Below are 22,504 nucleotides of genomic sequence, written 5' to 3' on the forward strand. Positions count from 1 at the left end.
CTCCGCTCTGCTGCTGGTTATTTCGCGTCCCGGGCGGCCCAGGCGAAGCCCTGGGCGCACAGCCGGGTGACGTCGGGGTGGTGCAGGTCGTCGAGGTCGTGGCCGACGGCGCTGTAGAACACCCGGCCCCGGCCCCACGTCCTGGTCCACGCCTGCGGGATCCGGTTCCCCTCGATCCAGGGCACGTGCTGGGCGGAGAAGGTGGTCTCGGCCAGCACGTGGTTGTTCGGGTCGACGGACATGTAGTACTGCTCGGAGGCGACGCGGAAATCCGCCACCCCGGCGGTGATCTCGTGCTGACGGTCCACTATGGACACCTCGTAGGGGTGCTTCACGCCCTCCCCCGCCGGGTGTTCGAGGAAGCTGCCGCCGAGCAGCCAGTGGTACTTGATGCTCGTGCGGAACGCGGCGGCCGCGCCGTGCCACGCGGCGATCCCGGTGCCGGCCTCCGCCGCGCCGAGCAGGCTGTCCTCCTGGGCCGCCGACAACCCTTCCGACAGCAGGGCGTTGTTCCAGTTGAGCGCGATCAGGTCGTAGCCGGTGAGGTCGGCGTCGAGGGCGAAGACGTCGTTGGTCTCGTCGACGTCGAACCCGAGGTCCGCGAAGAGCGGCCGGGCCCACTCACGGGCGACCTGGTAGGGCTTGTGGCCGGGCCAGCCGCCGTAGAGGTAGAGCACGCGAGTCATGAGCCGATTCCTTCCGTTGCGGTGGCGGCGCGCGCCCGCAGCCGGGCGGCGACTTCGAGCGCGTCGCCCTCGGGCGCGGTGGACTTGCGCTCCGGCTTGGCGACCAGCAGGTAGACCAGCCCGACCGCCGAGACCACGAGAAACCCGATCAGCGCGATCCACCGGTCGACGAACGGCGTGCCGGCGTCGCCGGTGGGGGCGGCGAGCAGCACCATCGCGAGCACGCCGTAGACCAGGGCCGCGACGTTGACGACCAGCCCGGAACGGCCGAGCGACCAGGCCCCGGCCGGCCGCCAGCCGCGCAGGCGCATCCGCAACGCGGCCAGCACGACCAGCTGGAAGGCCGCGTAGCCCGCGAGCACCTGGAACGCGGCGATCCGCACCAGCGAGTCCGGGGAGAAGTAGACGAACACGAAGATGAGCACCGGCACGATGTTCACGGCGAGCAGGGCGTTGACCGGGACCCGGTGGCGCGGGGAGACCTGGGAGAACACCCGGGAGCCGGGGAACATGTCGTCGCGGGCGAAGGAGAAGACGATCCGGCTCGCCGCGGCCTGCTGGCTCATCACCCCGGCGATGAACGACGTCAGGGTGACCACCAGGATGAGCTTCGTGCCCACGGTGCCGATCGAGGCCTGCAGGATGGCCGGGATCGGGTTGGTGTCCGAACCGGACACGATGGCGGTCAGGTCGGGAGCGGCGAGCGCGTAGCCGGCGAAGGCCAGGATCGCGGCGAGCCCGCCGACGACCACGGTCAGCTGCATGGCACGCGGGATGCTGCGCGCCGGGTTCGGAACCTCTTCGGCGACCTCGCCGCACGCCTCGAACCCGTAGTAGAGGAACAGGCCGACGAGCGAGGCGGCCATGAACGCCCCGAAGTAACCGCCGGCGTGGCTGGTGCCCATCCCGTCGAAGAAGACGGAGACGGGGTTGTGGCGCTGGAACACCAGCAGGTAGATGCCGACCAGGACGATGCCGACGAGCTCGGCGGCCAGGCCGATCTTCGAGATCAGGGCCAGGACCCGGGTGCCGAAACTGTTGCACACCAAGCACACCACCGTCACGGCGAGCGCGATGACCAGGCGCTCCCCGGGCGTCGAGCTGACGCCCGGGTGGGCCGCGGTGCCGCCGAAGAGGCTGGCCACGAAGTCCGAGCTGAACAGCGCGGTGCTCGTGATGCCGATGGTGATGCAGGAGATGTAGGTCCAAGCGGTGAACCAGGCGTAGCGGCCGTTCCACAGCCGGCGCGACCACTGGTAGAGCCCGCCCGCGAGCGGGAACTGCGAGACCACCTCACCGAAGACCAGGGCGACGAGCAGCTGGCCGACGCCGATGATCAGGATCCAGAAGATGGAGGGCGGTCCCGCCGACGACAGGCCGATCGCGAACAGGGAAACCACGCCGACGAGCGGCGAAAGGTAGACGAAGCCCAGGGCGAAGTTGCCCCACAGGCTGACTTTGCGGTCGAAGCGCTGCTCGTAACCCAGCGCGGCGAGGAGCTCCGCGTCCTCCGCGGACGAGGCGGGACCGGTGGTGGGTGCCGGCGGCCGGGCCGTGGCACCTCTCGCTTTCTCTGGTGCTGCCATGACGACCTCCAGTGGTCGAGGCGGTACTGCTCGGGGGGGGATTCCGGGGCGCCCGGACCGGGTTCGCCGGTGGGAGCGGGCGGGCCCCGAGGCCGTGACGATCAGGCGCGACCGAAGGTGTGGTCGGTCCAGCCGAGCCGGGCCGTGCCGAAGCGGGCGGTGCGGACGTCGCCGGAGCGGGCGTGTCCCTCGAAGTTCTCCAGGCGCGAGGCCCGGCCGCAGATCTCGCCCAGCTCCACGCTGGAGCGGGCGTCCTGGATCTCCTGGTAGGTGACGGTCTTGAGGTACTTGCCGACCCAGAGCCCGCCGGTGTAGCGGGCCGCGCCCAGGGTGGGCAGCACGTGGTTCGTCCCGATCACCTTGTCCCCGTAGGCGACGCAGGTCTTCTCGCCCAGGAAGAGGGCGCCGTAGTTGCGCATGCGGTCCAGGGCGAGCCGCGGCTCGGCGGTGAGCACCTGGACGTGCTCGCTCGCGTACTCGTCGGCGAGCTCGTAGGCCGCGGTGATGTCCGGGACGACGAGCACCTCGCCCCGGTCGCGCCAGGCGCGGCCGGCCACGTCGCGGGTCGGCAGCTCGACGAGCAGCTCCTCGACGTAGGAGATCGTGCGGCGCGCCACCTCCGCCGACGTCGTGATCAGCACCGCCGGGGAATCGGGTCCGTGCTCGGCCTGCGACAGCAGGTCCGTGGCCACGGTGAACGGGTCGGCGGTGTCGTCGGCGACGATGAGGACCTCGGTGGGGCCGGCGAACAGGTCGATGCCGACCTCGCCGAAGAGCTGCCGCTTGGCTTCGGCGACGTAGGCGTTGCCCGGCCCGGCGAGCATGTCGACCGCGGCGACGCTCTCGGTGCCCAGCGCCAGCGCGGCGACCGCCTGCACCCCGCCCAGGACGAAGATCTCGTCCGCGCCGGCCAGGTGCATGGCCGCCACGCTGACGGGCGGCGGCGTGCCGCGGTCCGGCGGCGTGGTGGCGGCGACCCGGCCGACCCCGGCGACCTTGGCGGTCACCACGGTCATGTGCGCCGACGCGGTCAGCGGGTACCGTCCACCCGGGACGTACGCCCCGGCGGCGCTGATCGGGATGTTGCGCTGCCCCAGGAAAACCCCGGGCAGGGTCTCGACCTCGAAGTCGGTGAGCGAGTCCCGCTGGGCCTGGGCGAACCCGCGCACCTGGCGCTGCACGAACCGCAGGTCGTCGAGCACGGTCTCCGGCACCGAGGCCACGATGGCGGCGATCTCGTCCGGGCCGAGCCGGAAGGACTCCGGGCTCCACGCGTCGAACTTCTCCGACCAGCGCCGCACCGCGGCGTCCCCGTTCGCCCGGACGTCCGCGATGATGCCGGCGACCGTGTCGACGATCTCCGGGCTGCTGGTGCGCGTCGCCGCGGGCGCCACGGGCTTCTTCACGATCATGGACGATGTGGACACTCCGCACTCCTTGCCGATACGAGAATCCCGGTGGGCTTGACCGTGAATTCTGGGGAAGGCGTGCTCCGGCCGGCAGACACAAGCCGTGCAACGGAGGCGCCCCGGCTTGCACACACCGCGCCGGGTTCAGCGCCGGTGGACCGGCCGGTCGAGCAGGTCGTGGCCGCGGACGGCGAGCTGGAGGCGTTGCTGCACCTCGACGTCCGCGAGATCGAACCCGAGCACGGCCGAGAGCCGGTCCAGCCGGTGGTAGAGGGTCCGGCGCTGCACGAAGAGCGCCTCCGCCGCGCGTGCCTTGTTGCCCCCGCACCGGAGGAAGACACGCAGCGTGGGCAGCAACGGGTTCGAGGTGAGCGCGTCGTGCTCCAGCAACGGGCCGAGCTCGTCCTCGACGTACCGCGCCAGTTCCGGGCCTTCCGCCAGCGCCACCAGGAGCCGGAGGGCACCGAGGTCGTCGAACCGCAGCAGCCGCCCGGCGCGTCCGGCGGTGGCCGCCGACGCGGCGCTGCGGCTCTGGCGGATCGCGCTGGGCAGTGCGGCCGGGGCGACGATCCGGCTGACCCCGCCCGGCAAGCCGTGTTTCGTCAGCCGCGCGAGCAGCTCGGCGTCACCCGCGCCGCGGGGCAGCCCGGCCACCGCCAGGTCGAGGTCCCCGAGATCGCCGACGACCGCGGGGTATCCCTGCTCCCGCAGGACGAACCCGAGGTCGGCCTCGGTCGTCCGCCCGGCGACCACGACGATCAGGTCGCGGTGCCGGAGGTCCTGGCCCAGCGCCAGGGCGCGCTCGACGAACTTCTCGCCCGGGATGTCGCCGAGCTGCAGCCGGTTGAGCAGGGCGCCGTGCCGCTGGGCCGCGCGCGCTCCGCTCTCCCGTTCGCTCAGCAGGGTGATCGCCACGGCCGCCGCGGCCCGCTCCAGCGCCGCGAGGTCAGCCGGGCGCGGCTGGTCCGGGCCGTGCAGCAGGTGCAGCCAGCCCCAGGACTCCCCGCGCAGGACGACCGGGCGCCGGGCGCACGCGGCGACGTGGCGGAACGAGCCGGCCCGGGCCGTCGGCCCCCCGCGTCCTTCGCGCAGGACGGGCTGGTGCCGCTCGTGGATCGCCCGCGAATGCACACCCCAGTCCGCGACGACGTAGTCCGCCTCGCCGGTGGCGCCCGCGTAGGCGAGCATCCGGTGGGACACGTCCTCGAGCACGACCGGGTGGCCGGTGCGGCGGGCGACTTCCTTGACCATCGCGACGTAGTCTTCGTCGGCCAGCAGCAGGTCCATAAAGGCCTGCCCGGTCGCCTCCTCGGCGATGAGCCGGCTCACCCGGAGCTCCACCAGCACTTCGTGGATCTGCGCCGAGGCCTCGGCGAACGGGATCTCGTCGCGCAACCCGACGAGGGGCAGCCCGACGGCCCTGGCCTCGTCGATCACGGCTTCCGGCATGGTGGCGAACATCCGGCCGGCCAGTTCGACGACGAGGACGGCCGCGTGCGCGTCGGCGAGCCTCCGGACGAACGCCCGCTGGAGGTCGGCGGTGCCGCCCATGCCGAGCCCGGCCGTCAGCAGCATCTCCTGGCCGGAGAGGAACCGGTGGATGTCCGGGATCTCGCCGGTGTGGACCCAGCGCACGGGCCGGTCGAGCCGGTCTTCGCCGGCGAGGACCGACACCTCGGTCCGGCGGAACACCTCGAGGTCGAGGGCCGCGCGGACGGTCAGGACATCGCCCATCCGGCACTTCCCCGGTCGAACGTCGTGGCCGCGTGCCGGACCCGGGCCGCGGCCTCGGCCAAGCGGGTCGCGAACGGCTCATCGGTGCTCGCCCGGCCGGCGATGCGGCCGGCCAGCCCGGCGAGTTCCGGGCCGCCGGGGAGCAGGAGCAGATCCACTCCCGCGTCGAGCGCCGCCATGACGGTCTCGGGCAGCGAACGCCCCCTGGTCGTGCTGGGCGTGTCCAGGTCGTCGCTGACGACGAGCCCGTCGAACCCGAGGTCGTGGCGCAGCAGCCGCATGATCTCGGCCGAGGTCGACGCGGGCTCGGCGGGATCGATCGCCGGCACCACCACCGGCCCGGTCATCACCGCGCGCACCCCGGCCGACACCACCCGGCGGAAGGGCTCCAGGTCGGCCGGGCGGGACACGTCCAGCGCGGTGTCGTGCACCGCGGGATCGAGGGCGAGTTCCGGGTGGCCGGGGAAGTGCTTCGCCACCGCGAGCACCCCGGCGCTCTGGACTCCCGTGACGAACGCGGCGCCGACGCGACCGACCTCTTCGTGGTCGAAGGGCAGCGTCCGGCCGGCGAGCCACGGGTTCTCCCCCGACAGCACGTCGAGCACCGGCGAGAGGAACACGGTCACCCCCAGCGCGCGGGCGGCGGTCGCGACGGCCGCCGCGGCCGCGGCGATCTCCTCGGCGGGCAGTCCCCGCAGCGAGCCGGCGTCCGGGAAGGCGGGCACCAGGTCGTGCAGCCGGGCGATCCCCCACGGCTCCTGGTCCACCGCGAACAGGAGCGGGGCGGCGGCGGTGTCGGCCAGTTCGGCGACGAACGCCGTGAAATCCCCGGCCGACTCCCCGGCCCGCCGTTCCGGGGACATCGCCCGGGCGACGTACTCGGCGCGGGTCTCCCCGATCAGGACCGCCTGCGTGCCCCGTCGCACCAGGTCACGAAGCCACGGATCCACCTTCAGTTCGCCGGCGACCGGCAGCAGGACGGCGTACGCGTCACGCTCGAACTCGGTCACATTCGACCTCCTATCGACTCCGCAGCGTAGTTAGTGATACGATTAACTTTGCACAGAGGGTACGCGTCCGATCGACGCTGTCAAGCCGTCGTCGCCACGGCGGACCCGATCGAGGAGACTTCGCCGATGGTCACGATGAAGGACGTCGCCCGGGCCGCCGGGGTGTCGCAGGCCGCGGTGTCCTACGCCTACAACCGGCCGGAGAAGCTCTCCGCGGCCCAGCGGCAGGCCATCATGGAGATCGCCGCCCAGCTCGGCTACGCCGGGCCGAACGCCGTCGGCGCCAGCCTCCGCTCCGGCCGCAGCGGTGCGATCGGCGTGATGCTGATGGACACCCTCGAATACGCCTTCACCGACCCGTCCACCCGGTGCCTGCTCGAGGGGATCGTGCAGACGCGGCGCTTCGACGACCTGGCCCTCACCCTGCTGCCGCTCCCCCACCGCGGCGTGCCGGCGGCCGTCGGCGAACCACGAAGCGGTGACCAGGCCGCGCTGCGGGGCCTGGTCGACGGCGTGATCGTGCACTGCCTGCCCGACGACCACTCGGCGTTGCTGACCCTCCAGTCGCGGGGTATCCCGATGATCATCATCGACGCCCCGCACCTGCCGGGCGTGCCGCTCGTCGGCATCGCCGACCGGGAGGCCGCGCGCGAGCAGGTCGAGCACCTGCTCGGGCTGGGACACCGGCGCTTCGGGATCATCGCGGAACGTCTGCTGCCGGACGGTTTCCACGGGCTCGTCGACGCGCGGCGGCGCGCCCGGTGCGCCGAACGCGTCGTGCGGGAGCGGATCGCCGGCTACCAGGAGGCCTGCGAGGCCGCCGGCCTGGACTTCGAGCAGGTCCCCGTGGTGGAGGCCGGCGGGTTCGACCTCGCCGCGGGTGTCCCGGCGGCACACGATCTCCTCACCGGCACCGAGGTGACCGCGGTCGTGGCCACTTCGGACACGATGGCGATCGCCGTGCTGGAAGCGGCGCGCGACCGCGGGCTGCGGGTGCCCGAAGACCTGTCGGTCGTCGGGTTCGACGACGCTCCCGAAGCCGCTCCCCGCGGCCTGACCACCATCCGGCAGCCGATGGTCCACAAGGGACGGATCGCCGCCGAGCTCCTCTTCGGGTTGCTGCGTGGCGATCCGAAGCCGGACGACGTGTACCTGCCGACCGAACTCGTGCGCCGCCGCACGTCCGGCGCACCGAGGGTGACGCGATGAGAAACGACGACCGCCGGAAAACCATCGTCGAACAGCTACGCGGCACCGGCACGGTCACGGTCGCCGAACTGGTCGCCGTGACCACGGTGTCCGAGATGACCATCCGCCGCGATCTGGACGTCCTGGCCGCGCAGGGGGTGCTGCGCCGCGTCCACGGTGGCGCGGTCCTGCTCCGCCGGGCCGAGGCGGAGTCGTTCGACGCCCGGCTCACCACGGCCGCCGAAGCCAAGGAGGCCATCGGCGCCACGGTCGCCTCGATGATCGCCGACGGCGAGACCGTCGTCCTCGACCGCGGCACGACAGCCCTGGCGGTCGCCCGGCACCTGCGCGACCGCCCGGTCACGGTGATGCCGCTTTCCCTGCACGCGGCGCTCGCGCTCCTGGACGGCACCCAGGCCGAGGTGCTCCTGCCCGGCGGGCAGCCGTCGCGTCAGGAGCTCGCGCTGGCCGGGCCGCTCGCCCTGGTTTCCGTGCGGTCACTCCGGTTCGACGTGGCGGTGCTCGGCGCGCCCGCGTTCAGCACCGGCACCGGGATCACCACGCCCGACCTCGCCGACGGCGAGATGAAGCGGCAGGCGCTGGCGGTCGCGGGCCGCGCGATCCTCGCCGTCGACGGCACCAAGTGGGGCCGCACCGCCCTGGTCCGGGTCTGCCCGCCGGACGCGCTCGACGCCGTCGTCACCGACACCTCGGCGCCGCAAGCCGAGCGAGACGCCCTGCTCGCCGCCGGCGTCCACGTGGAGCAGTGCCCCTAACTACCATGGCGGGCATGGGCGACGAGGACGGTGCCGGAGACCAGCCTGGGCGAGCACGGTCCTACCGCAAGGCCGAAGAGCGGCGTGAGCAGGTCCTGGCGAAGGCGATCGAGCTGTTCGCCCAGCACGGCGTCGACACCTCGCTGCGCTCGATCGGTGAAGCGATCGGGGTTTCCCACGCCGCGCTGCGGTACTACTTCCCGTCCCGCGACGACCTGCTGATCGCCGTCTACCAGGCCCACGAGGCCGCCGAGGACGAGGAAGACGGCGACTCGGCGACCGCGGTGCTGAAACGCAGCGCGTTGCGCAACCGCGAAGTCCCGGGCCTGGTCGAGCTGTACGCGACCTTGACGACCGACGCCCTGCAACCCGACCGCCACCCGGCGGTACGGGACTTCGTCTGGCAGCGGTTCCGGCGGGTACGAGCAGAACTCGCCGACATGGTGCGCGAGGGACAGAGCACCGACGTGGACGCCGACGACGCGGCGGCCCTGCTGGTCGCCGCCTCCGACGGGCTGCAGGTGCAGTGGCTGCTCGACCCGGAGGCGGTCGACGTGCACCGCGTGCTGAGCCTGCTGGAACGGCTGGTGCTCGGCTCAGCGCGCCCGCGCCAGGACGGCGAGACCGAGCACGGCGGCCAGCGCGAACCCGGCGGGAACCAGGAACACCAGCGGTAGCCCGATCCAGGCCGCGCCCAGCCCGCCGGCCAGCCCGCCCAGCGCGGAGCTGAGCGCGGTCGAACTCAGGAAGATCGCCGAGGCCGTCGCCACCGCCCGCGGCAACAGCCGCTGCGCGACGATGATCCCCAAGGTCGCGAACACCCCCCAGACCCCGCCCATCAGGACCTGCCCGGCGAACAACCCGGCCGCGGTACCGGTCAACGCGAAGCAGAGGTTCGCACCGACCCCGAACCCGGCGGCCAGCACCATCAGCCGCACCTCACCCGTCCGACGGGCGACGACCACCGCGACGGGCATGAGCACCAGCTCCACCAACGGCTGGATACCGATGATCGCGCCGCTGAGCGCCGGGCTGAACCCCAGCCGGTCGTTCATGTAGATCGGCAGGAACGCGTATTTGACCGACTCACCGGCGTAGACGCAGATGTAGAGCGCCGTGAAGGCGAGCAACGGCAGCATCGCGCGGACGCCGGGCCTGACCGAGCGCGGCTTACCCGCTGCCGCGGCGGCGTTGAGTACGCCCGGATCGCGCAGCGCGCCCAACGGCACCAGCTGCGCCAGGGTCGCGACCGCCGTCGCGAACAGCATCACACGGGAGCCGGCCACGGCCGCCAGGAACGACCCCGCCACCGGCCCCACGACCCAGCCCGCGGTGAGCGCCATCCGCACGATCGCCACGACCCCGTCGTTGGCCGGGCTCGGACGCAGCGCCGCCTGGTCGTGGATGGCCGCGAACAGCTGCGACGTCGCGGCACCGGCGAAGCCGAGCACGACCGCGCTCACCACGAACGGCACCCACAACCGCGGCGCGAGAGCGATCGCCGTCCACCCGGCGAACCCGACGACCGCGCACAGCCGGAACAACCCCAGCCGCGAACCGGTGCGGTCGGAGCGGGCCCCCACCAGATAACCCGCCACCGGCGCGGTGAGGTTGGTCAGGTAGTAGAGACCCGCGACCGTCAGCGACGCGTGCAGCTCGCCGACCAGGAACGACGCGATCTGCGGGGCCGCGGCGGAGAACCCCAGCCCGGACAGGAACAACGCCACCGTCGACCGGAGGTACAGCGGGGTGGACCACACCAGCCGCAACGCCGTCTGCCCGGGCTGTCCGGTTCCGGGATCGAGACCCGCTCCGCTCCGCGCACCGGGAGGTTGTCCGCTCATTCCGCGAACCTACCCTCAAGATTCTTCCAATGGAAGAATCTTGGGCCAGCCGGACCCATCAGCGGGCCGCCCGCGCCGAAGAAGCCGGTTCTCGAACGCGTCGTCGCAGAACAACCGTGCCACTGGCGGAACCCCCGGCAGGTTGCCGGGCGGGCTGCCCAGCAGCTCATGGCACACGCGCTGGTGCCTCACCGCCGGACGGCGCCCCGGCGGCAACGGTGCCGTTCACCCGGTCCAGTGGTCTCCGCCGCCAGACGTCATTCCCGGCGCCCGGCACCTCTTGCTTGATGTTGCGGTGGCCGGGCGACACGCCCCCCGACCGGCCGGCCACCGCAACACTTCCGCTTCGCTCAGCGCTGCCTCGTGTGGCCGAGGCGCTGACTGGCCGCCGCGGCGGCAGCGGTCGGAGGGTCACCGCCCGCGATCGGCGCTCTCGCGGCTGCGGTGAACTGTGGATCGCGCCCTTCGCCTACCCCCAGACCCGCTTCGGCCTGACCCTGCGCCGCCTGCTCGACAAAGCTCTCACCTCGCCGAAGCTCGCACGGTCTCAGCGTTGGGGCGCGGTCCGCGCCCAGGTGTTGGTGCTCAGCGAAGACCAGTAGTTGTCGAGCAACCGGCCGAACGCGTCCGGGTTGGGCAGCTCCAGATCCTTCGGCGGCAGCTCCCGGCGCTCCGCGGGCTTCCCGATCCCAGCGATGATCTGCTCGACGCCACCGGGCGCGTAACCGTTGAGTACATGCGTTTCCCGGGTAGTGGTGAACCCGTGGTCGGTGCCGCGCGGGATCCAGATCGAGTCTCCCGCCGTGGCGGTGAGCTTGCGCGCGCCGACCTGCATGTCCATCGAGCCGCTGAACACGAAGAACCATTCGTCGACGTTGTGGACGTGCAGCGGCGGCCCGACCCCGGCCCGCATCCACTGTTCGATGACCGAGAACGAGCCACCGGTCCGGTGGACGTCGGCCAGGATCACCCACAGCGTGTCGTAGAACCAGTACGCGGGCGCATCGTCCTTGCTGGCAACAAAAGCGTCCCGGGCCGGGAACGTGGTGACGGGGTTGGGCGATGGCATCGTGGCTCCTCGAAGGTGAAGTGGGGTATCAGCGGACTGCGGCGCGGACGGCCTCGGCCAGTGGCGTCGCAGGACGGCCCAGCAGTCGCGCGAGATCCTGACTGCCGGTTGCCAGGTCGCCGTGCGCGACGGAGGCGTCCAGGGCCGCGACGAACTCGGCGCTCCCCTGGTTCAGGCCCGCTTGGCGCAGCGAGGACGTGTACTCCTCGACCGGCAGGTCGCGGTAGACCACCGAGGTGCCGGTGACCTGGCTGGTGACCCGGGCCAACTCGGCGAGGTCGAAGGCCGACCCACCGAGTTCGTAGCTCCGGTCGCCCGGCTCGTCCTGCAGCAACGCCGTCACCGCGGCGGCGGCGTAGTCCTGACGTGTCGCCGCGGAGATCCGGCCGGCGCCTGCCGCGCCGAGGATCTCGCCGCGCCGCAGGTACTCGTCCAGCTGACCGGTGTAGTTCTCGGTGTACCAGCCGTTGCGCAGGAGCGTGAACGGGACGCCAGCCTCGCGCAGCACTCGCTCGGTGTCCTGGTGCTCTCCCGCCAGCGGGTTGGTCGTGTCGTCGGCGTTGAGCATGCTCGTGTAGACGATGCGTGAAGTCCCCGCCGACCTGGCCGCGTCGATGACGTTGGTGTGGTGGGCGACCCGCCGGCCCGGCTCGCTGCTGGAGACGAGCAGCAGCCGGTCGACGCCGGCCAGCGCGACGGCCAGGGACCGCGGGCAAGAGTAGTCCGCTTCGCGCACCTGCACCCCGCGCTCGGCGAGGTCGGCGGCCTTGCCCGGCGTGCGCACGACCGCGACGAGGTCAGAGGCGGGCACCCCGCGGTGCACCAGTTCCAGGACGGCGAGGCGGCCCAGCTGCCCCGAAGCGCCGGTGACCGCGTAGGTCCGGACAGGGAGCTTCACGAGAACACCTCGATGTGATCGGTGACGAACTTCTCGAAGCCGCGCGCCGGCCGGCCGAGGATCGACGGCACGTCGTCGGTGAGGTAGTCGCAGTCGCCCTCGGCGAACAACCCCACCGCTTGCGCGTTCATCGCCGCCAGTCCCGCCGGCAAGCCGACCTCGACCAGCGCCCGTGTCTGTTCCTCGACCGTCAGCGGCTCGAACGCGATCGGCCGCCCGAGCACCTTCGAGAGGACCACCGCGGCGTCGGCGAACGAGATCGACTCGGGCCCGGTCGGCCAGTACGTCTTGCCCGCGTGCCCAGCCGGAGTGACCGCGATCTCCGCGGCGACGGCGGCGACATCCCGCGCGTCGATCATCCCGAGACGGCCCTCGCCGGCCGCCGACCCGAAGCTGCTCTCCTTCACGATCGACGGAGCCGACATGAAGAAGTTCTGCATGTAGGCGTTGTTGCGCAGCAGGGTGTAGCTCAGTCCGGACGCGATCAGCCCGTCCTCGATCTCCGCTTGACCGCGTCGCCGGGCGATCGGCGAATCCGCCGACGCCTTGCTGGTCACCTTCACCACGTGCCCGGCGCCCGCCCGGACCGCGCTCCTGATCACGCCCAGCTCCTGCTCGGGGACCGCCGGGCTGACCAGCACCACCGACGAGACCCCGCGCATCGCCGCATCGACTGTCTCCGGAACGCCGAGGTCACCGGCGACCACCTCCACGCCTGCGTCTGCCAGTGCGGCAGCCTTCCCGGGGTCGCGGACCAGGACCCGGACCCGTTCTCCCCGCTCGGCCAGCAGCCGCGCCGCTTCCGAGCCCACCTTGCCCGCGGTCGTGATCAATACCGTCACACTGTCTCCTTGGTTTAATTTTGGAGTTAACCCCAAAGATAGTACTCGCTCTAATCTTGGAGCGCCGCTGCTAGGCTGTGGCGATGACGAGTCCCGGACTTCGCGAGCGCAAGAAAGCGCGTACCCGCAGGCTCATCGCCGACACGGCGGCCCGGCTGTTCGCCGAGCACGGTTACGAGCACGTGTCGGTCAGCGACGTGGCGCGCGAAGCCGAAGTCGCCGAGCAGACCGTCTACAACTACTTCCGGACCAAGGAACAGCTGGTCACCGACCGGGAGGAGCAGATCCGGCAGCGGCTGTGCGACCTCGTCCGCGACCGGCCGGCCGGCACGAGCCCGGCGGCCGCCGTCCGCGGCTTCGTCCTCGAGTCCGTCGCCGGGATCCGGCGCATCCCGGCGGAGCTCTGGCGGGGAGAGCTCGGTCACCTCGCGGCCATCAGCCCGGCCGTCCACCGGCTGGCCCTGGAACTGACCGACCGCCAGGCCGCCGCGCTCGCCGAAGCCATCACCGACACCGGTACCGCCTCATCGGAAGTCGCCGAGCTGCAGGGGATCGCGCTGGCCGGGGTGTTCCGGATCATCATCGTCGAGGCCGGCCGGCGCACCGTCGAAGGGCAGTGCCAGGAGGCGATCGCCGACGCGCTGTACCCGATGATCGAAAACGTCCTCGACGAACTCGACCACTGGTTCACCACGCCGCGGCCACCGGCGACAACGTGACGGGAGACCGGCCCGCGCCGGTCCGGCCAAGGATCCCGGCCACCGCCCGGATCGGCTTCGGCCACGATGCCGCAGCCGCACCACCCGATGGCTTCGAACTGCTCGCGTGGTCAAGCGCCGAAGACCACCTCCAACGTCCCGACTTCCGTGTTCAGCCCGGCGACAGCGCGTCCGCCACTGCGAACCTCACCTCACGAGCACGCGACAACGCCGGCCACTGCCCGGTCGAGGCCAAGAAACCCGTCGAACAGGCTCGCCACCACCGACGCCGTTTCCGCCGGGCGGTGCGGCAGCCCCGAACGACGACGTCGTCATGAGCGCGGCGGCTCGTGCCCACGCATCCAGGCGACCACCGCCGCGGCGACCTCTGCCCCATCGGTCTCGTTGAGGACCTCGTACCGCGCTTGCGCAACGCCCAGCTTCCTCACGAGATGGTGAGCGGGCCGGGTCGCCGGCGAACTGACGTCGTGGTTCGAAACGCGGTGCCTCGACACGACCGCCGAGTTCGCCACCTTCGTGCCGGCGAAGTCCAAAAGCGATGAAGCCGCACGGGCCGGGGTCATGGTGATGTCCGGCCACGAGCGACTGCGTCGCCCTGCACACCGCCGGCCACGTCCCTCACGCCGAAAAGCTCACCATCATGCTGCAATTCACCGGCGGGTTCTCCCGCGCGTCGCAACTATTTCTCCGCTATGTCCAAAGGACTTTGCCAACCGCTCCCCGTTCGACCGCGTCCTGCGCCACCGCAGCTTCTACGAGAGGAAAGTGGTGGATCGGAAGCCCAGACTCACCGATGCGGAAGCCACCAGTGGCGATGGCCGCCGTCACGTCACTCGCCGCCCGCGCCACCGCCTCGGCGTGCAGGGAGCACAAGACGAGGTACTGATATCGGAGGTTCTTGAAATAGGTGTCCAAAATGGGCACCGTGTATTCGTCGCCCCCGTGCTTGGCGTAGATCGATACGGTTCCGCCGGTTTTCACGACAGCAAGGTCCAGTGCGTTGTTCTGGGCTGGCGCGACCTCCACCACCAAGTCCACGCCGTCGGGCGCGGCCGCGCGTACCGCGCTCTCGGCGTCGCCTTGCCGATAGTCGATCACGTGGTGAGCACCAGCGGCCTTTGCCAACGACTCCTTCGTTGCGGAACTCACTGTTGTGACGACGGTTGCGCCCGACCAGCGCGCCAACTGGACTGCGGCGTTGCCGACCGCGCCCGCACCGCCCTGCACCAGGACCGTCAGTCCGGTCATCGCGCCAGGCCCCAGACGCGAAGGGCCGCGATCGTGCACCGTCAGAGCACGATGCGCAGTCAGGGCCGGGACCCCGATGGAGGCACCGACGTCGAAACTCACTCCATCGGGTAGAGGAACGACGTGGCTGATCGGTTGCACCACATACTCGGCTGCCGTGCCGAAAGGCTTCCCCGTGCTGGGCGAGAATCAGCCAGACCCGCTCGCCGACCGAAAATTCGGCCACGTCCGGGCCCACCGCGTCGACGACTCCGGCACCGTCTTGCCCCGGCGTCACCTCATCGAACGGCAGCGGCCGGATTCGGAATCGCCAATCGGTGGGATTGACTCCGGAACGCATCAGGCGGACCTGAACTTCGCCCGGACAGGGCTCGGGAATGTCGCGCTCGACTCCGCGAAACGATCAGCGGCTATCCACTGGAGCGACCGGTGGTCCCGGTGGTCGAGGTGATCGCCACGACCGCGCGCCGATCACCCGGTGCCGACGGCACGTACCGCAGCCGGTGCGCGGACGAAACAGTACGCGCCTACCTCGAGACCGCCCGCCGGCTGCCTGCTGCTCAACATCCAGCCCGGCCGGGCCGACTTCCTGACGGAAGCGCGCGCGTACGGGAAATGCGTGGCCCTCAACCCCGAGTGGGCAGGGTGACAACCTCGGTCATCCGCATCGAACAGGACCTCACACTCCCCGCGGAGTCTCGGCGATCAAGGTGGTCGACGGCATCGGCTCGGCCGCGACCAAGCGCGCGACGTGACGCACGCTGACCAGCAGGCTGCCCGATCAGGTACGCACCCGGTTCAAGCTCTTCCTCGACGAAGACACCCACAACGGTTCCACCCTGATGACACCGTCAGAGGTGCTGGCTCTCGCCCCAGCTCCCTCCTACATCGTCTACGAATGACGCCGTACGCGGTGCCCACAACCGGGCCGAGCTGACCCTGGTCCACCGGTGGGCCCGGATGGTTCTGCGGAACGCGCCGGCGGAGGTCGTCTTACGGATCGAGGTCGACGATTCATGCCCGGAGCGAGCTTTCCCGCGTACCCCGTCGGAAGCCGGCGGACGGGGACTGGCACTGGTCGCCTCGTGCGCTGTCGTCTGGGGACAACAGCCGCACGACGTCGGCAAAACGGTGTGGGCCGAACTTACCGCGCGCTGACCCCGGATCGGCGGGACAGCGATGCGGAATGCCGGACCACGCCCGACGGAAAGCCCGAGGGACCTGTCCGAAACAGCGAAGAACGGCTGACGGGCAGCTTCGCCGGTTCAGGTGATCGGCTGGGCCGTGATCGTCGTGGTCGGGGTGCAGGGCCGGTCCGCGTTCGTGCACGTCACCGCCATCGTGATCACCTGTCCGCCGGTCGCCGTCACCGGACCCGTCAGCGCGCGTGAGGTCTGGCGGACCGTCGCCAGGTCGTAGGCGGCGAGCTGCGTGCTGTCGAGGCTGATCCGCGCCGAACCCTGGTCGCCACCGGGGTTGGCCAGCTCCAAGGTGATCAGGCGGTAGGTCCGGCCGTTCGGGACGACGTAGGAGAACAGCTGCGGCCCGGACACCCCCGGGTAGGCCGTGCCGGTGACGGTGAGCCGCGTGCTCGTGGCGGCGGGGGTCAGCCGCACCGGTGGCGGCTGGCCTCCCACGCCCGCGGCCGTCGGGGTCGGGGCCGCCGGCGTGATCGACGGCGCCGACGACGAGGCGGAACTCGTCGCGCCGGTGGACGAAACCGACGTGGACGCCGAGGACGACGTCGGCGGAATCGACGGCGATGGGCCGGCCATCGTCTTGGGGGCCGCGCGCAGCAGCGTGGACAGCAGCAGCGCGATCACCATGAGCGCCATGATCAGCAGCGAGAAGATGAGGAACGTCCGGCGTGGCAGCATCGGCCGCTGCTGGAACGTCGCGTTCAGGTCGATCGGGTCGGTCAGCTCGGACAGCACGGTCACGGTGAACGGCCACGCCCGGTCCGCGCCGCGCCAGAAGTACTTGCGCGGACGGGCACGCAGCTTCACGAACGTGGTCGTGCCCGGCCGCAGCACCGGCACCTTCGGCCGGCCGGTGAAGGTGAGCTTGTCGTCGGGGTCGGCGGCGCGCACGTCGATGGAGTGCTCGACGTTGCCGAGGTTGTCCACCGCCAGTGTGTGCTTTCCCTTGCGGGCGCCCGAGGAGTTGACCGGCACGAGCTCCGCGCTGAGCTCGGCGTACTCGGTGACGGTGACCAGGCCCTCCTGGACCACCGAGCCGCCGGGGTCCTCGCGGGAAGCGACCTGCACCGCGAACGGGTACTCACCCGTCAGCACCTCGTGCCCGCGCGGCGGCGAGAACGTCAGCTCGACGGTGACCTCCTGGGCGGGCATCAGGTTGGCCCGCTCGGGCTTCACCGCCGTCCAGTCGTGCGCCTCGCCGAGCACGGCGAAGCGGAACTGGTCCACCACCGCGCCGTTGTTGCGGATCAGCACGTGGCACCGCGCGTCACTGCCCGGATCGACGGTCACCGCCGCGACCCGCAGCACCGCGCCGACTCCCATGCCCGCCTCCTCCCGTCCGTGGTTGCCGCGCTCACTGCAGCGCGAAGAACTCGATCTCCGACATCGCGACGTTCTGGCTGCTCTGCCCGTCGAAGATCTCCGCCACCTCGATCGTCGCCGAGTTGACCAGCGTGGTGTTCTTCATCGACAGCGTCTGCTGGCCCGCCACGTCCTGCGGCAGCAGGTTTTCCGTGACGCCGTTGGACAGCGTCACCTTGAGGATCGACGGCCGCGCGTCCGCCACGAAGGCGTCGTGGGCCCCGGAGTAGAGGATGATGTTGCGCAGCAACCGGGTCTCCCCGAAGGTGAAGGTGATCCGCGGGTGCTTGCGCGAGTCCCACGGCGTGGCCCAGTAGGTGTCGGTGTAGGTGTCGGCGGCCGCCCCGGGCGGGTGCCCGGTGATCATCGTCGTCGAGGTCACGGTCACCGGGTGCACCGGTTCCAGCTGCGGAGTCACCTTGCGGTAGAGCGCGGAGATGTTGTCCACCACGGTGTTGCGCATCGGCGGGTAGAACGCGTACCCCAGCCCGAGCAGCAGCAACGCGATGCCGAACACCACGCGCACCTTGCGGAACGCCGAGTACGTCAGCCACTTGCGATGTCCACCGGTGCCCTTCTGCCCGGGCCGGGTGCCGATCTGGTAAGCCTTCGGACGCCGCTTCAGCTTCGCGAGCAGCCGCCGCCACCAGACGGGCCGGACCACCGCGGCCCGGTCCAGGGACTCGCCGCACCTGCTGCAGAAGTGCCGGCTCGGCACGTTGCCCTCGCCGCAGACCCCGCAGACCAGGTCCCCGAGTTCCAGCCGTCGTGTCGGTTTGGACTTGACGATGGCCCGGGTCTTGATCTGCACGGGCTGCGGCAGCAGCTCGGGCGGTTCCTGCTCGGCGGCCAGCGCCCGACCCACCACGGGCTGTGCCAGCGCGGCGACCAGAGCGGCCCGCTCGGCCCCCTCCGCCGACACGACAACGGCGACCGGCGCCCCCGTCGCGGGCGGCGGTGTCGCTGCCGCCGCGGCGGAACGCGGCGGAGCGGGAGGCGCGGCCGGGCCGGACGCACCGGACGACGCGGCGGCGGCAGCGGGCACCGGCGCGGCAGCACCGGGCGGTGGCGGTGGCGCGGCACCAGTGCCCGACGCGGCGCCGGCACCGGCCGACGCCGCGCCGACCGCAGCCCTGCCGGGCGGTGGCGGCGGCACGGCACCAGCGCCTGACGCGGCACTAACACCGACCGACACCGCGCCCGGCGCGGCACCAGCACCGGCCGACGCCGCGACCGGTGCGGCAGCGCCGGGGGGTGGCGGCGGAGGCGAAGCCACCGCGCCAGCCGCAGCCTTGCCGGGCGGTGGCGGCGGAGTGGCCGCTTTCCCAGGAGCAGGCGGCGGTGCCGCTGACGCTCCCGGCGGAGGCGGCGGAGCAGCCGCCTTGCCCGGCGGCGGAGGTGCCGACGGCGAGGACTCTCCCGCCGTTCCCGGCGCAGGCGACGGCGCGGCAGCCTTCTCTGGGGGTGGAGGCGGCGCGGCCGCACCGGGCGGCGGGGGCGGTGCCGCGGCCTTACCGGGAGGCGGCGGGGGTGCCGCGGCCTTGCCCGGCGATGGCGGGGGTACCGCTGACGCTCCCGGTGGCGGAGGAGCCGCCGCACGACCCGGGGGTGGAGGCGGTGCGGCCGCCTTCCCCGGCGGCGGTGGCGGCGGCGCCGCCGCTGCCTTTCCCGGCGGCGGTGGCGGCGGCGGTGGCGGTGGCGGTGGCGGTGCGGCCGCCTTTCCAGGAGGCGGTGGGGTGCCCGCGCCGGAAGCCGGCGCCGGTTCCGAGTCGAACGTCTCCACTCCGGCCGCCACCGCGGCCGGGCGGGGTTCCAGCCGGTACGTCGGCACCAGCCGGCGCAGCCTCGTCTTGACCCGGCGCCACCACGACGGCCTCGCCTCCGGCGGTGGCGGGGGCTCCTCGACGATCACGATCTCCGGCTCCGCCACCGTGATCCGGTCACCGTTCCACTCCAGGAACTTCCCGCAGTCGCCGCAGAAGGCGGACTCGTCATCGTTGTGGTTGCCGCACATCCGGCAGACGATCACGGCTCGATCACCTCCACGCTGTGCAGTACTCCCACGGGTTTCGCGGCCCGGATGACCGCCTCGACGGCGGCTTTCGAGGTCGGGGACCCCGGCGCGGGAGTCACGATCACCCGCACCCAGTGCTCGACGTCGGTGGGCGGCTCGGGCCGGGGCCGCACCGACCACGACACGCCGCCGCTCTCCTCGATGCGCACCTCGCCGTCCACCACCAGCTCCAGGTGCCGGCGCAGCCCGGCCATCGTGCCGCGCATCCGGTACAGCGCGACCGCCTCGGCGATCACCGCCCGCTGCGCGGCCATCGACCAGTTCTCGTCCAGCAGCACGCCGAACCAGCCGGCCAGCCAGCGGGTGAAGTCCTCCGGTGCCAGCAACGGGTCCACGTACGCGCCCAGGCAGTCCACCGTGCCGATCACCGGCGCGAGCACCTGGTCGAAGCCCTCGGTCCAGCGCACCGCGAACGGGTCGTCGGCGAAGATCGACGGCAGCAGGCCGATCAGCGGGTGCGGGGTGGCCAGCTCGGCGATTCCGGCGCGCATCAGGACTTCTCCACCCGGACCTGGTGGTCGAACGAGAACACCAGCCCGCCCGCGCCGACCGGGACGCGATCGGCTTCCGAGCCGCGCTCGCCGGTGACCGGGTTGGCGCCGTAGACCCGCACGTCCTCGACGACGTCGACGCCCTGCACCGACTGCAGCAGCGCGAACAGCTCACCGCGGACGACGCGCCTGCTGAACGGCCAGCCGGTGCGCTCGGGCCCGCCGGTCAGCGGGTTGAGGAACGCGTAGAGCTCGTCCAGCGCGCGACGGCGGATCTCCTCGGTGTCGAGCCGGGTCCGGGCCACCAGCCGGGCGACGACGGTGATGCCGCGGTAGCGCGGGGGCTCCACGAGCACCCGCGTGCCGACCAGGCGCATCTCCTCCAGCCGGTCGGCGACGCGCCGCAGGGTGTCCTCGGCGGGCACGAGGTCGGCGAACTCGAGCCGGTGGCCGGTGGCCGACGCCGCGGGCACCACCATCACCTTCACCGCGCCGTGCGGGACGTCGTCCTCGCCGGCGGTCAGGCAGTGGATCCGCGCGACCTCCGGCGCGGCTTCGCGGGCGATGGCCTCGTAGTCCTCGGCGGTGACGGCGCGGCTGCGCGTGCGCAGCATGATCGGCCCGCGCCGCTTGGCCTGCTCCAGCGTCTCCCCGTCCACCCCGCCCTGGGCGGGTTCGAGGTTCTCCACCCCGGCGATGAACGGGATCGACGCGCGCAGCGTGTTGACGGCCCGCACGGCGACGTTGCCCTGGCCACCGCCGCCGCTGTGGTAGCGGCGCATCCGCACCGGCGCGCCGCGTTGCGGGACGGCCCCGTACTGGCGCAGGGTCCCGTCCTCCTGCCGCACGGCCGGGCCGAACTCGACCTCCCCGGACACCGGGTCCAGCAGGTAGTGCCGGTCGTCGGCGGTGCTGGCCGCGAAGTGCTCCACCGGCGTCCACTCGCGCCAGGCGCCGTCCTCGCCCACTTCGAGCGACGACGGGTTCCGCCCGGCGAGCACCGGCACCCGGCTGAGCGAAAACCGTTGCCCGGGAACGCCTTCGGCGAGCCCCAGTTCCTCGCCTTCGATGATCTCGCCGTGCATCGCCGGCACGGTCGCCCCGACGGTGCTGGCCACCAGGGTGCGGATCACCGGCGAGGAGCTGTAGGCGGCCTGGCCGGGCAGCGGCTCGATCACCCGCACCCGCAGCCAGGCGGCGCGCTGCTCGCCGATGGCGCTGGTCTCGTGCCCGTCGGGCACGTGCACGACGATCCGCCCGGGCCGGTTGAGCCCGCCCGTCTCGTCGGTGCTGACCCGGCACTCCCGCCAGTCCTGCGCCGACCACGCCTCCCACACCAGTGGCGGGTGCTTCGGGTTGACGCCGATGCCCTCGGTCCGCCCGTCGAAGTCCAGCCGCACGGCGCAGCCCGGCACCGGTTCGGCGAACCCGACCAGCAGCGCGTCGCCGAGCACGGGCGGGTCGGAGAAAGCGGCGAACTCCTGGCCCAGCTCGACCGACGGCGTCAAGTCCTCCGTGGACACCTTGCCCGTGCGCAGCCGCCGCACCGCGCCGAGCCGGGCGGGCACCACGGTCAGGTCGCGCAGGGTCGCGAAGACCGTCGGTTCCTCGGTTTCGGTGCGGGTGGTGGAGACCTTCGTGCCGGTGCGCAGCACCATCCGGCTGCGCGCGGGGGCGGTCAGCCAGAAGGTGACCGGGACCGTCGCCGGGGTGGGCGGCAGCATGCGCAGCCCGAGCAGCTCGAGGAACTTCACGTAGAGCCGGTCGGGCACCCGGTTGAGCCGGTAGGTCAGCTGCTCGGTCATGAAGGCGAAGGTCTCGATGAGCGTCACGCCGGGGTCGGAGACGTTGTGGTCCGTCCACTCCGGACAGCGGCGCTGCACGAACCGCTTCGCCTCGTCCACCAGGTCCTGGAAGCGGCGGTCGTCGAGATTCGGTGCGGGCAGGGCCATCGCTAGTCACTCCCGTTCTCGGGGATGGTGTAGAAGGGGAACACCAGGTTGCGGGGGTCGTTCTCGCCCTTGACGACGTAGGCGATGTCGATGAGCAGCACGCTTTCGTCGTCGGGGTGCGGAAAGACCTGGATGTCGGCGGGCACCACCCGCGGCTCCCAGCGCCGCAGCGAACGCCGCACCTCGCCGGCGATGGCGGCCAGCACGTCCGGGCCGGCGCCGCTGAAGACGTAGTCGCGCAGCGGGCAGCCGAACTCCGGACGGAACGGGCGTTCGCCGGGGTGGGTGCCGAGCACGATCCGCATGGCCTGCTCCAGCTTGGCGGCCCCGCCCGCCATGGCGATCCGGCCGCCGGTGTCGACGTCGAGCGGGAACGACCAGCCCCGGCCGACGAAATCGGTGCGCATCGAAGGTGCC

General features: G+C 71.9%; 19 protein-coding genes and 1 pseudogene. 4 read left to right on the forward strand and 16 right to left on the reverse strand.

The features are described from left to right. Positions 1–17: 17 nt before the first annotated feature. The 5 genes from MUY22_RS43460 to MUY22_RS43480 form a co-directional block, all read right to left on the reverse strand. Positions 18–686 carry a ThuA domain-containing protein gene (locus MUY22_RS43460; protein WP_247053395.1) on the reverse strand — a complete coding sequence of 223 codons (669 nt, stop codon included), beginning with the start codon at positions 684–686 and terminating at the stop codon, positions 18–20. Beyond that, the gene (locus tag MUY22_RS43465) at positions 683–2,272 is read right to left on the reverse strand and encodes an APC family permease (protein ID WP_247053397.1); all 1,590 of its coding nucleotides are present in this window, start codon (positions 2,270–2,272) and stop codon (positions 683–685) included. The genes MUY22_RS43460 and MUY22_RS43465 overlap by 4 nt, the downstream gene beginning before the upstream one ends. Before the next feature lie 101 nt (positions 2,273–2,373). Next, complete coding sequence (hisD, locus tag MUY22_RS43470; RefSeq protein ID WP_247053399.1) at positions 2,374–3,699, reverse strand: histidinol dehydrogenase; 1,326 nt, start codon at positions 3,697–3,699, stop codon at positions 2,374–2,376. Positions 3,700–3,825: 126 nt separating this feature from the next. Next, positions 3,826–5,415 (reverse strand): PucR family transcriptional regulator, encoded by a 1,590-nt coding sequence (locus MUY22_RS43475; RefSeq protein WP_247053402.1) that lies wholly within the window; start codon positions 5,413–5,415, stop codon positions 3,826–3,828. Then, positions 5,400–6,425: a glycoside hydrolase family 3 N-terminal domain-containing protein gene (locus MUY22_RS43480; protein WP_247053404.1), complete on the reverse strand. Its 1,026-nt coding sequence runs from the start codon at positions 6,423–6,425 to the stop codon at positions 5,400–5,402. The genes MUY22_RS43475 and MUY22_RS43480 overlap by 16 nt, the downstream gene beginning before the upstream one ends. A gap of 126 nt (positions 6,426–6,551) precedes the next feature. On the opposite strand from MUY22_RS43480, the gene MUY22_RS43485 reads away from it, so the two are divergent. From MUY22_RS43485 to MUY22_RS43495, 3 genes are read left to right on the forward strand one after another with little or no spacing between them, the layout of a single operon-like run. Beyond that, the gene (locus MUY22_RS43485) at positions 6,552–7,634 is read left to right on the forward strand and encodes a LacI family DNA-binding transcriptional regulator (RefSeq protein WP_247053406.1); all 1,083 of its coding nucleotides are present in this window, start codon (positions 6,552–6,554) and stop codon (positions 7,632–7,634) included. Further along, positions 7,631–8,389: a DeoR/GlpR family DNA-binding transcription regulator gene (locus MUY22_RS43490; protein ID WP_247053408.1), complete on the forward strand. Its 759-nt coding sequence runs from the start codon at positions 7,631–7,633 to the stop codon at positions 8,387–8,389. Before MUY22_RS43485 ends, MUY22_RS43490 begins: the two co-directional genes overlap by 4 nt. A gap of 14 nt (positions 8,390–8,403) precedes the next feature. Further along, positions 8,404–9,066, forward strand: coding sequence for a TetR/AcrR family transcriptional regulator (locus MUY22_RS43495; protein WP_247053410.1), 663 nt, complete (start codon positions 8,404–8,406; stop codon positions 9,064–9,066). On the opposite strand, the gene MUY22_RS43500 is transcribed toward MUY22_RS43495, so the two are convergent. From MUY22_RS43500 to MUY22_RS43515, 4 genes are all read right to left on the reverse strand, one after another. After that, a complete protein-coding gene (locus MUY22_RS43500; RefSeq protein WP_247053413.1) occupies positions 8,986–10,233 on the reverse strand; it encodes an MFS transporter in 1,248 nt (415 codons plus the stop codon). The two genes, MUY22_RS43495 and MUY22_RS43500, sit on opposite strands and share 81 nt — an antisense overlap. Positions 10,234–10,780: 547 nt before the next feature. After that, on the reverse strand, positions 10,781–11,302 hold the full coding sequence (locus tag MUY22_RS43505; RefSeq protein WP_247053415.1) for a cupin domain-containing protein: 522 nt from the start codon (positions 11,300–11,302) through the stop codon (positions 10,781–10,783). 28 nt (positions 11,303–11,330) lie between these two features. Continuing rightward, on the reverse strand, positions 11,331–12,200 hold the full coding sequence (locus MUY22_RS43510; protein ID WP_247053417.1) for an SDR family oxidoreductase: 870 nt from the start codon (positions 12,198–12,200) through the stop codon (positions 11,331–11,333). Continuing rightward, the gene (locus tag MUY22_RS43515) at positions 12,197–13,042 is read right to left on the reverse strand and encodes an NmrA family NAD(P)-binding protein (RefSeq protein ID WP_247053419.1); all 846 of its coding nucleotides are present in this window, start codon (positions 13,040–13,042) and stop codon (positions 12,197–12,199) included. The genes MUY22_RS43510 and MUY22_RS43515 overlap by 4 nt, the downstream gene beginning before the upstream one ends. Before the next feature lie 83 nt (positions 13,043–13,125). On the opposite strand from MUY22_RS43515, the gene MUY22_RS43520 reads away from it, so the two are divergent. Continuing rightward, positions 13,126–13,761, forward strand: coding sequence for a TetR/AcrR family transcriptional regulator (locus MUY22_RS43520; protein ID WP_247053421.1), 636 nt, complete (start codon positions 13,126–13,128; stop codon positions 13,759–13,761). Positions 13,762–14,451: 690 nt separating this feature from the next. Here the strand turns inward: MUY22_RS43520 and MUY22_RS43525 are convergent. The 7 genes and pseudogenes from MUY22_RS43525 to MUY22_RS43555 all read right to left on the reverse strand — a co-directional run bounded on the left by MUY22_RS43525 (position 14,452) and on the right by MUY22_RS43555 (position 22,494). Continuing rightward, entirely contained in the window at positions 14,452–15,009 is a 558-nt protein-coding gene (locus MUY22_RS43525) for a zinc-binding dehydrogenase (protein ID WP_247053423.1), read from the reverse strand. Between the two features lie 211 nt (positions 15,010–15,220). After that, positions 15,221–15,349, reverse strand: a pseudogene (locus tag MUY22_RS43530) (alcohol dehydrogenase catalytic domain-containing protein); the annotation flags it as partial. A 925-nt stretch (positions 15,350–16,274) separates the two neighbouring features. Then, complete coding sequence (locus tag MUY22_RS43535; RefSeq protein WP_247053425.1) at positions 16,275–17,531, reverse strand: hypothetical protein; 1,257 nt, start codon at positions 17,529–17,531, stop codon at positions 16,275–16,277. 31 nt (positions 17,532–17,562) lie between these two features. Next, positions 17,563–18,615, reverse strand: a complete 1,053-nt coding sequence (locus MUY22_RS43540; RefSeq protein WP_247053427.1) for a discoidin domain-containing protein — start codon at positions 18,613–18,615, stop codon at positions 17,563–17,565. Between the two features lie 980 nt (positions 18,616–19,595). Then, complete coding sequence (locus MUY22_RS43545; protein WP_247053429.1) at positions 19,596–20,135, reverse strand: phage tail protein; 540 nt, start codon at positions 20,133–20,135, stop codon at positions 19,596–19,598. After that, the gene (locus MUY22_RS43550) at positions 20,135–22,087 is read right to left on the reverse strand and encodes a putative baseplate assembly protein (RefSeq protein WP_247053431.1); all 1,953 of its coding nucleotides are present in this window, start codon (positions 22,085–22,087) and stop codon (positions 20,135–20,137) included. The genes MUY22_RS43545 and MUY22_RS43550 overlap by 1 nt, the downstream gene beginning before the upstream one ends. A gap of 2 nt (positions 22,088–22,089) precedes the next feature. Then, positions 22,090–22,494: a GPW/gp25 family protein gene (locus MUY22_RS43555; protein WP_247053433.1), complete on the reverse strand. Its 405-nt coding sequence runs from the start codon at positions 22,492–22,494 to the stop codon at positions 22,090–22,092. Positions 22,495–22,504 lie beyond the last annotated feature (10 nt).

The organism is Amycolatopsis sp. WQ 127309, from assembly GCF_023023025.1.
Taxonomy (GTDB): Bacteria; Actinomycetota; Actinomycetes; order Mycobacteriales; family Pseudonocardiaceae; genus Amycolatopsis.

Bases quoted from the DNA above. Each gene is read 5' to 3' on its own strand.
- MUY22_RS43460 (WP_247053395.1), bottom strand. From the start codon at position 686: ATGACTCGCGTGCTCTACCTCTACGGCGGCTGGCCCGGCCACAAGCCC.
- MUY22_RS43465 (WP_247053397.1), bottom strand. From the start codon at position 2,272: ATGGCAGCACCAGAGAAAGCGAGAGGTGCCACGGCCCGGCCGCCGGCA.
- MUY22_RS43475 (WP_247053402.1), bottom strand. From the start codon at position 5,415: ATGGGCGATGTCCTGACCGTCCGCGCGGCCCTCGACCTCGAGGTGTTC.
- MUY22_RS43485 (WP_247053406.1), top strand. From the start codon at position 6,552: ATGGTCACGATGAAGGACGTCGCCCGGGCCGCCGGGGTGTCGCAGGCC.
- MUY22_RS43490 (WP_247053408.1), top strand. From the start codon at position 7,631: ATGAGAAACGACGACCGCCGGAAAACCATCGTCGAACAGCTACGCGGC.
- MUY22_RS43495 (WP_247053410.1), top strand. From the start codon at position 8,404: ATGGGCGACGAGGACGGTGCCGGAGACCAGCCTGGGCGAGCACGGTCC.
- MUY22_RS43500 (WP_247053413.1), bottom strand. From the start codon at position 10,233: ATGAGCGGACAACCTCCCGGTGCGCGGAGCGGAGCGGGTCTCGATCCC.
- MUY22_RS43505 (WP_247053415.1), bottom strand. From the start codon at position 11,302: ATGCCATCGCCCAACCCCGTCACCACGTTCCCGGCCCGGGACGCTTTT.
- MUY22_RS43520 (WP_247053421.1), top strand. From the start codon at position 13,126: ATGACGAGTCCCGGACTTCGCGAGCGCAAGAAAGCGCGTACCCGCAGG.
- MUY22_RS43525 (WP_247053423.1), bottom strand. From the start codon at position 15,009: ATGACCGGACTGACGGTCCTGGTGCAGGGCGGTGCGGGCGCGGTCGGC.
- MUY22_RS43535 (WP_247053425.1), bottom strand. From the start codon at position 17,531: ATGGGAGTCGGCGCGGTGCTGCGGGTCGCGGCGGTGACCGTCGATCCG.
- MUY22_RS43545 (WP_247053429.1), bottom strand. From the start codon at position 20,135: ATGCGCGCCGGAATCGCCGAGCTGGCCACCCCGCACCCGCTGATCGGC.
- MUY22_RS43550 (WP_247053431.1), bottom strand. From the start codon at position 22,087: ATGGCCCTGCCCGCACCGAATCTCGACGACCGCCGCTTCCAGGACCTG.
- MUY22_RS43555 (WP_247053433.1), bottom strand. From the start codon at position 22,494: ATGCGCACCGATTTCGTCGGCCGGGGCTGGTCGTTCCCGCTCGACGTC.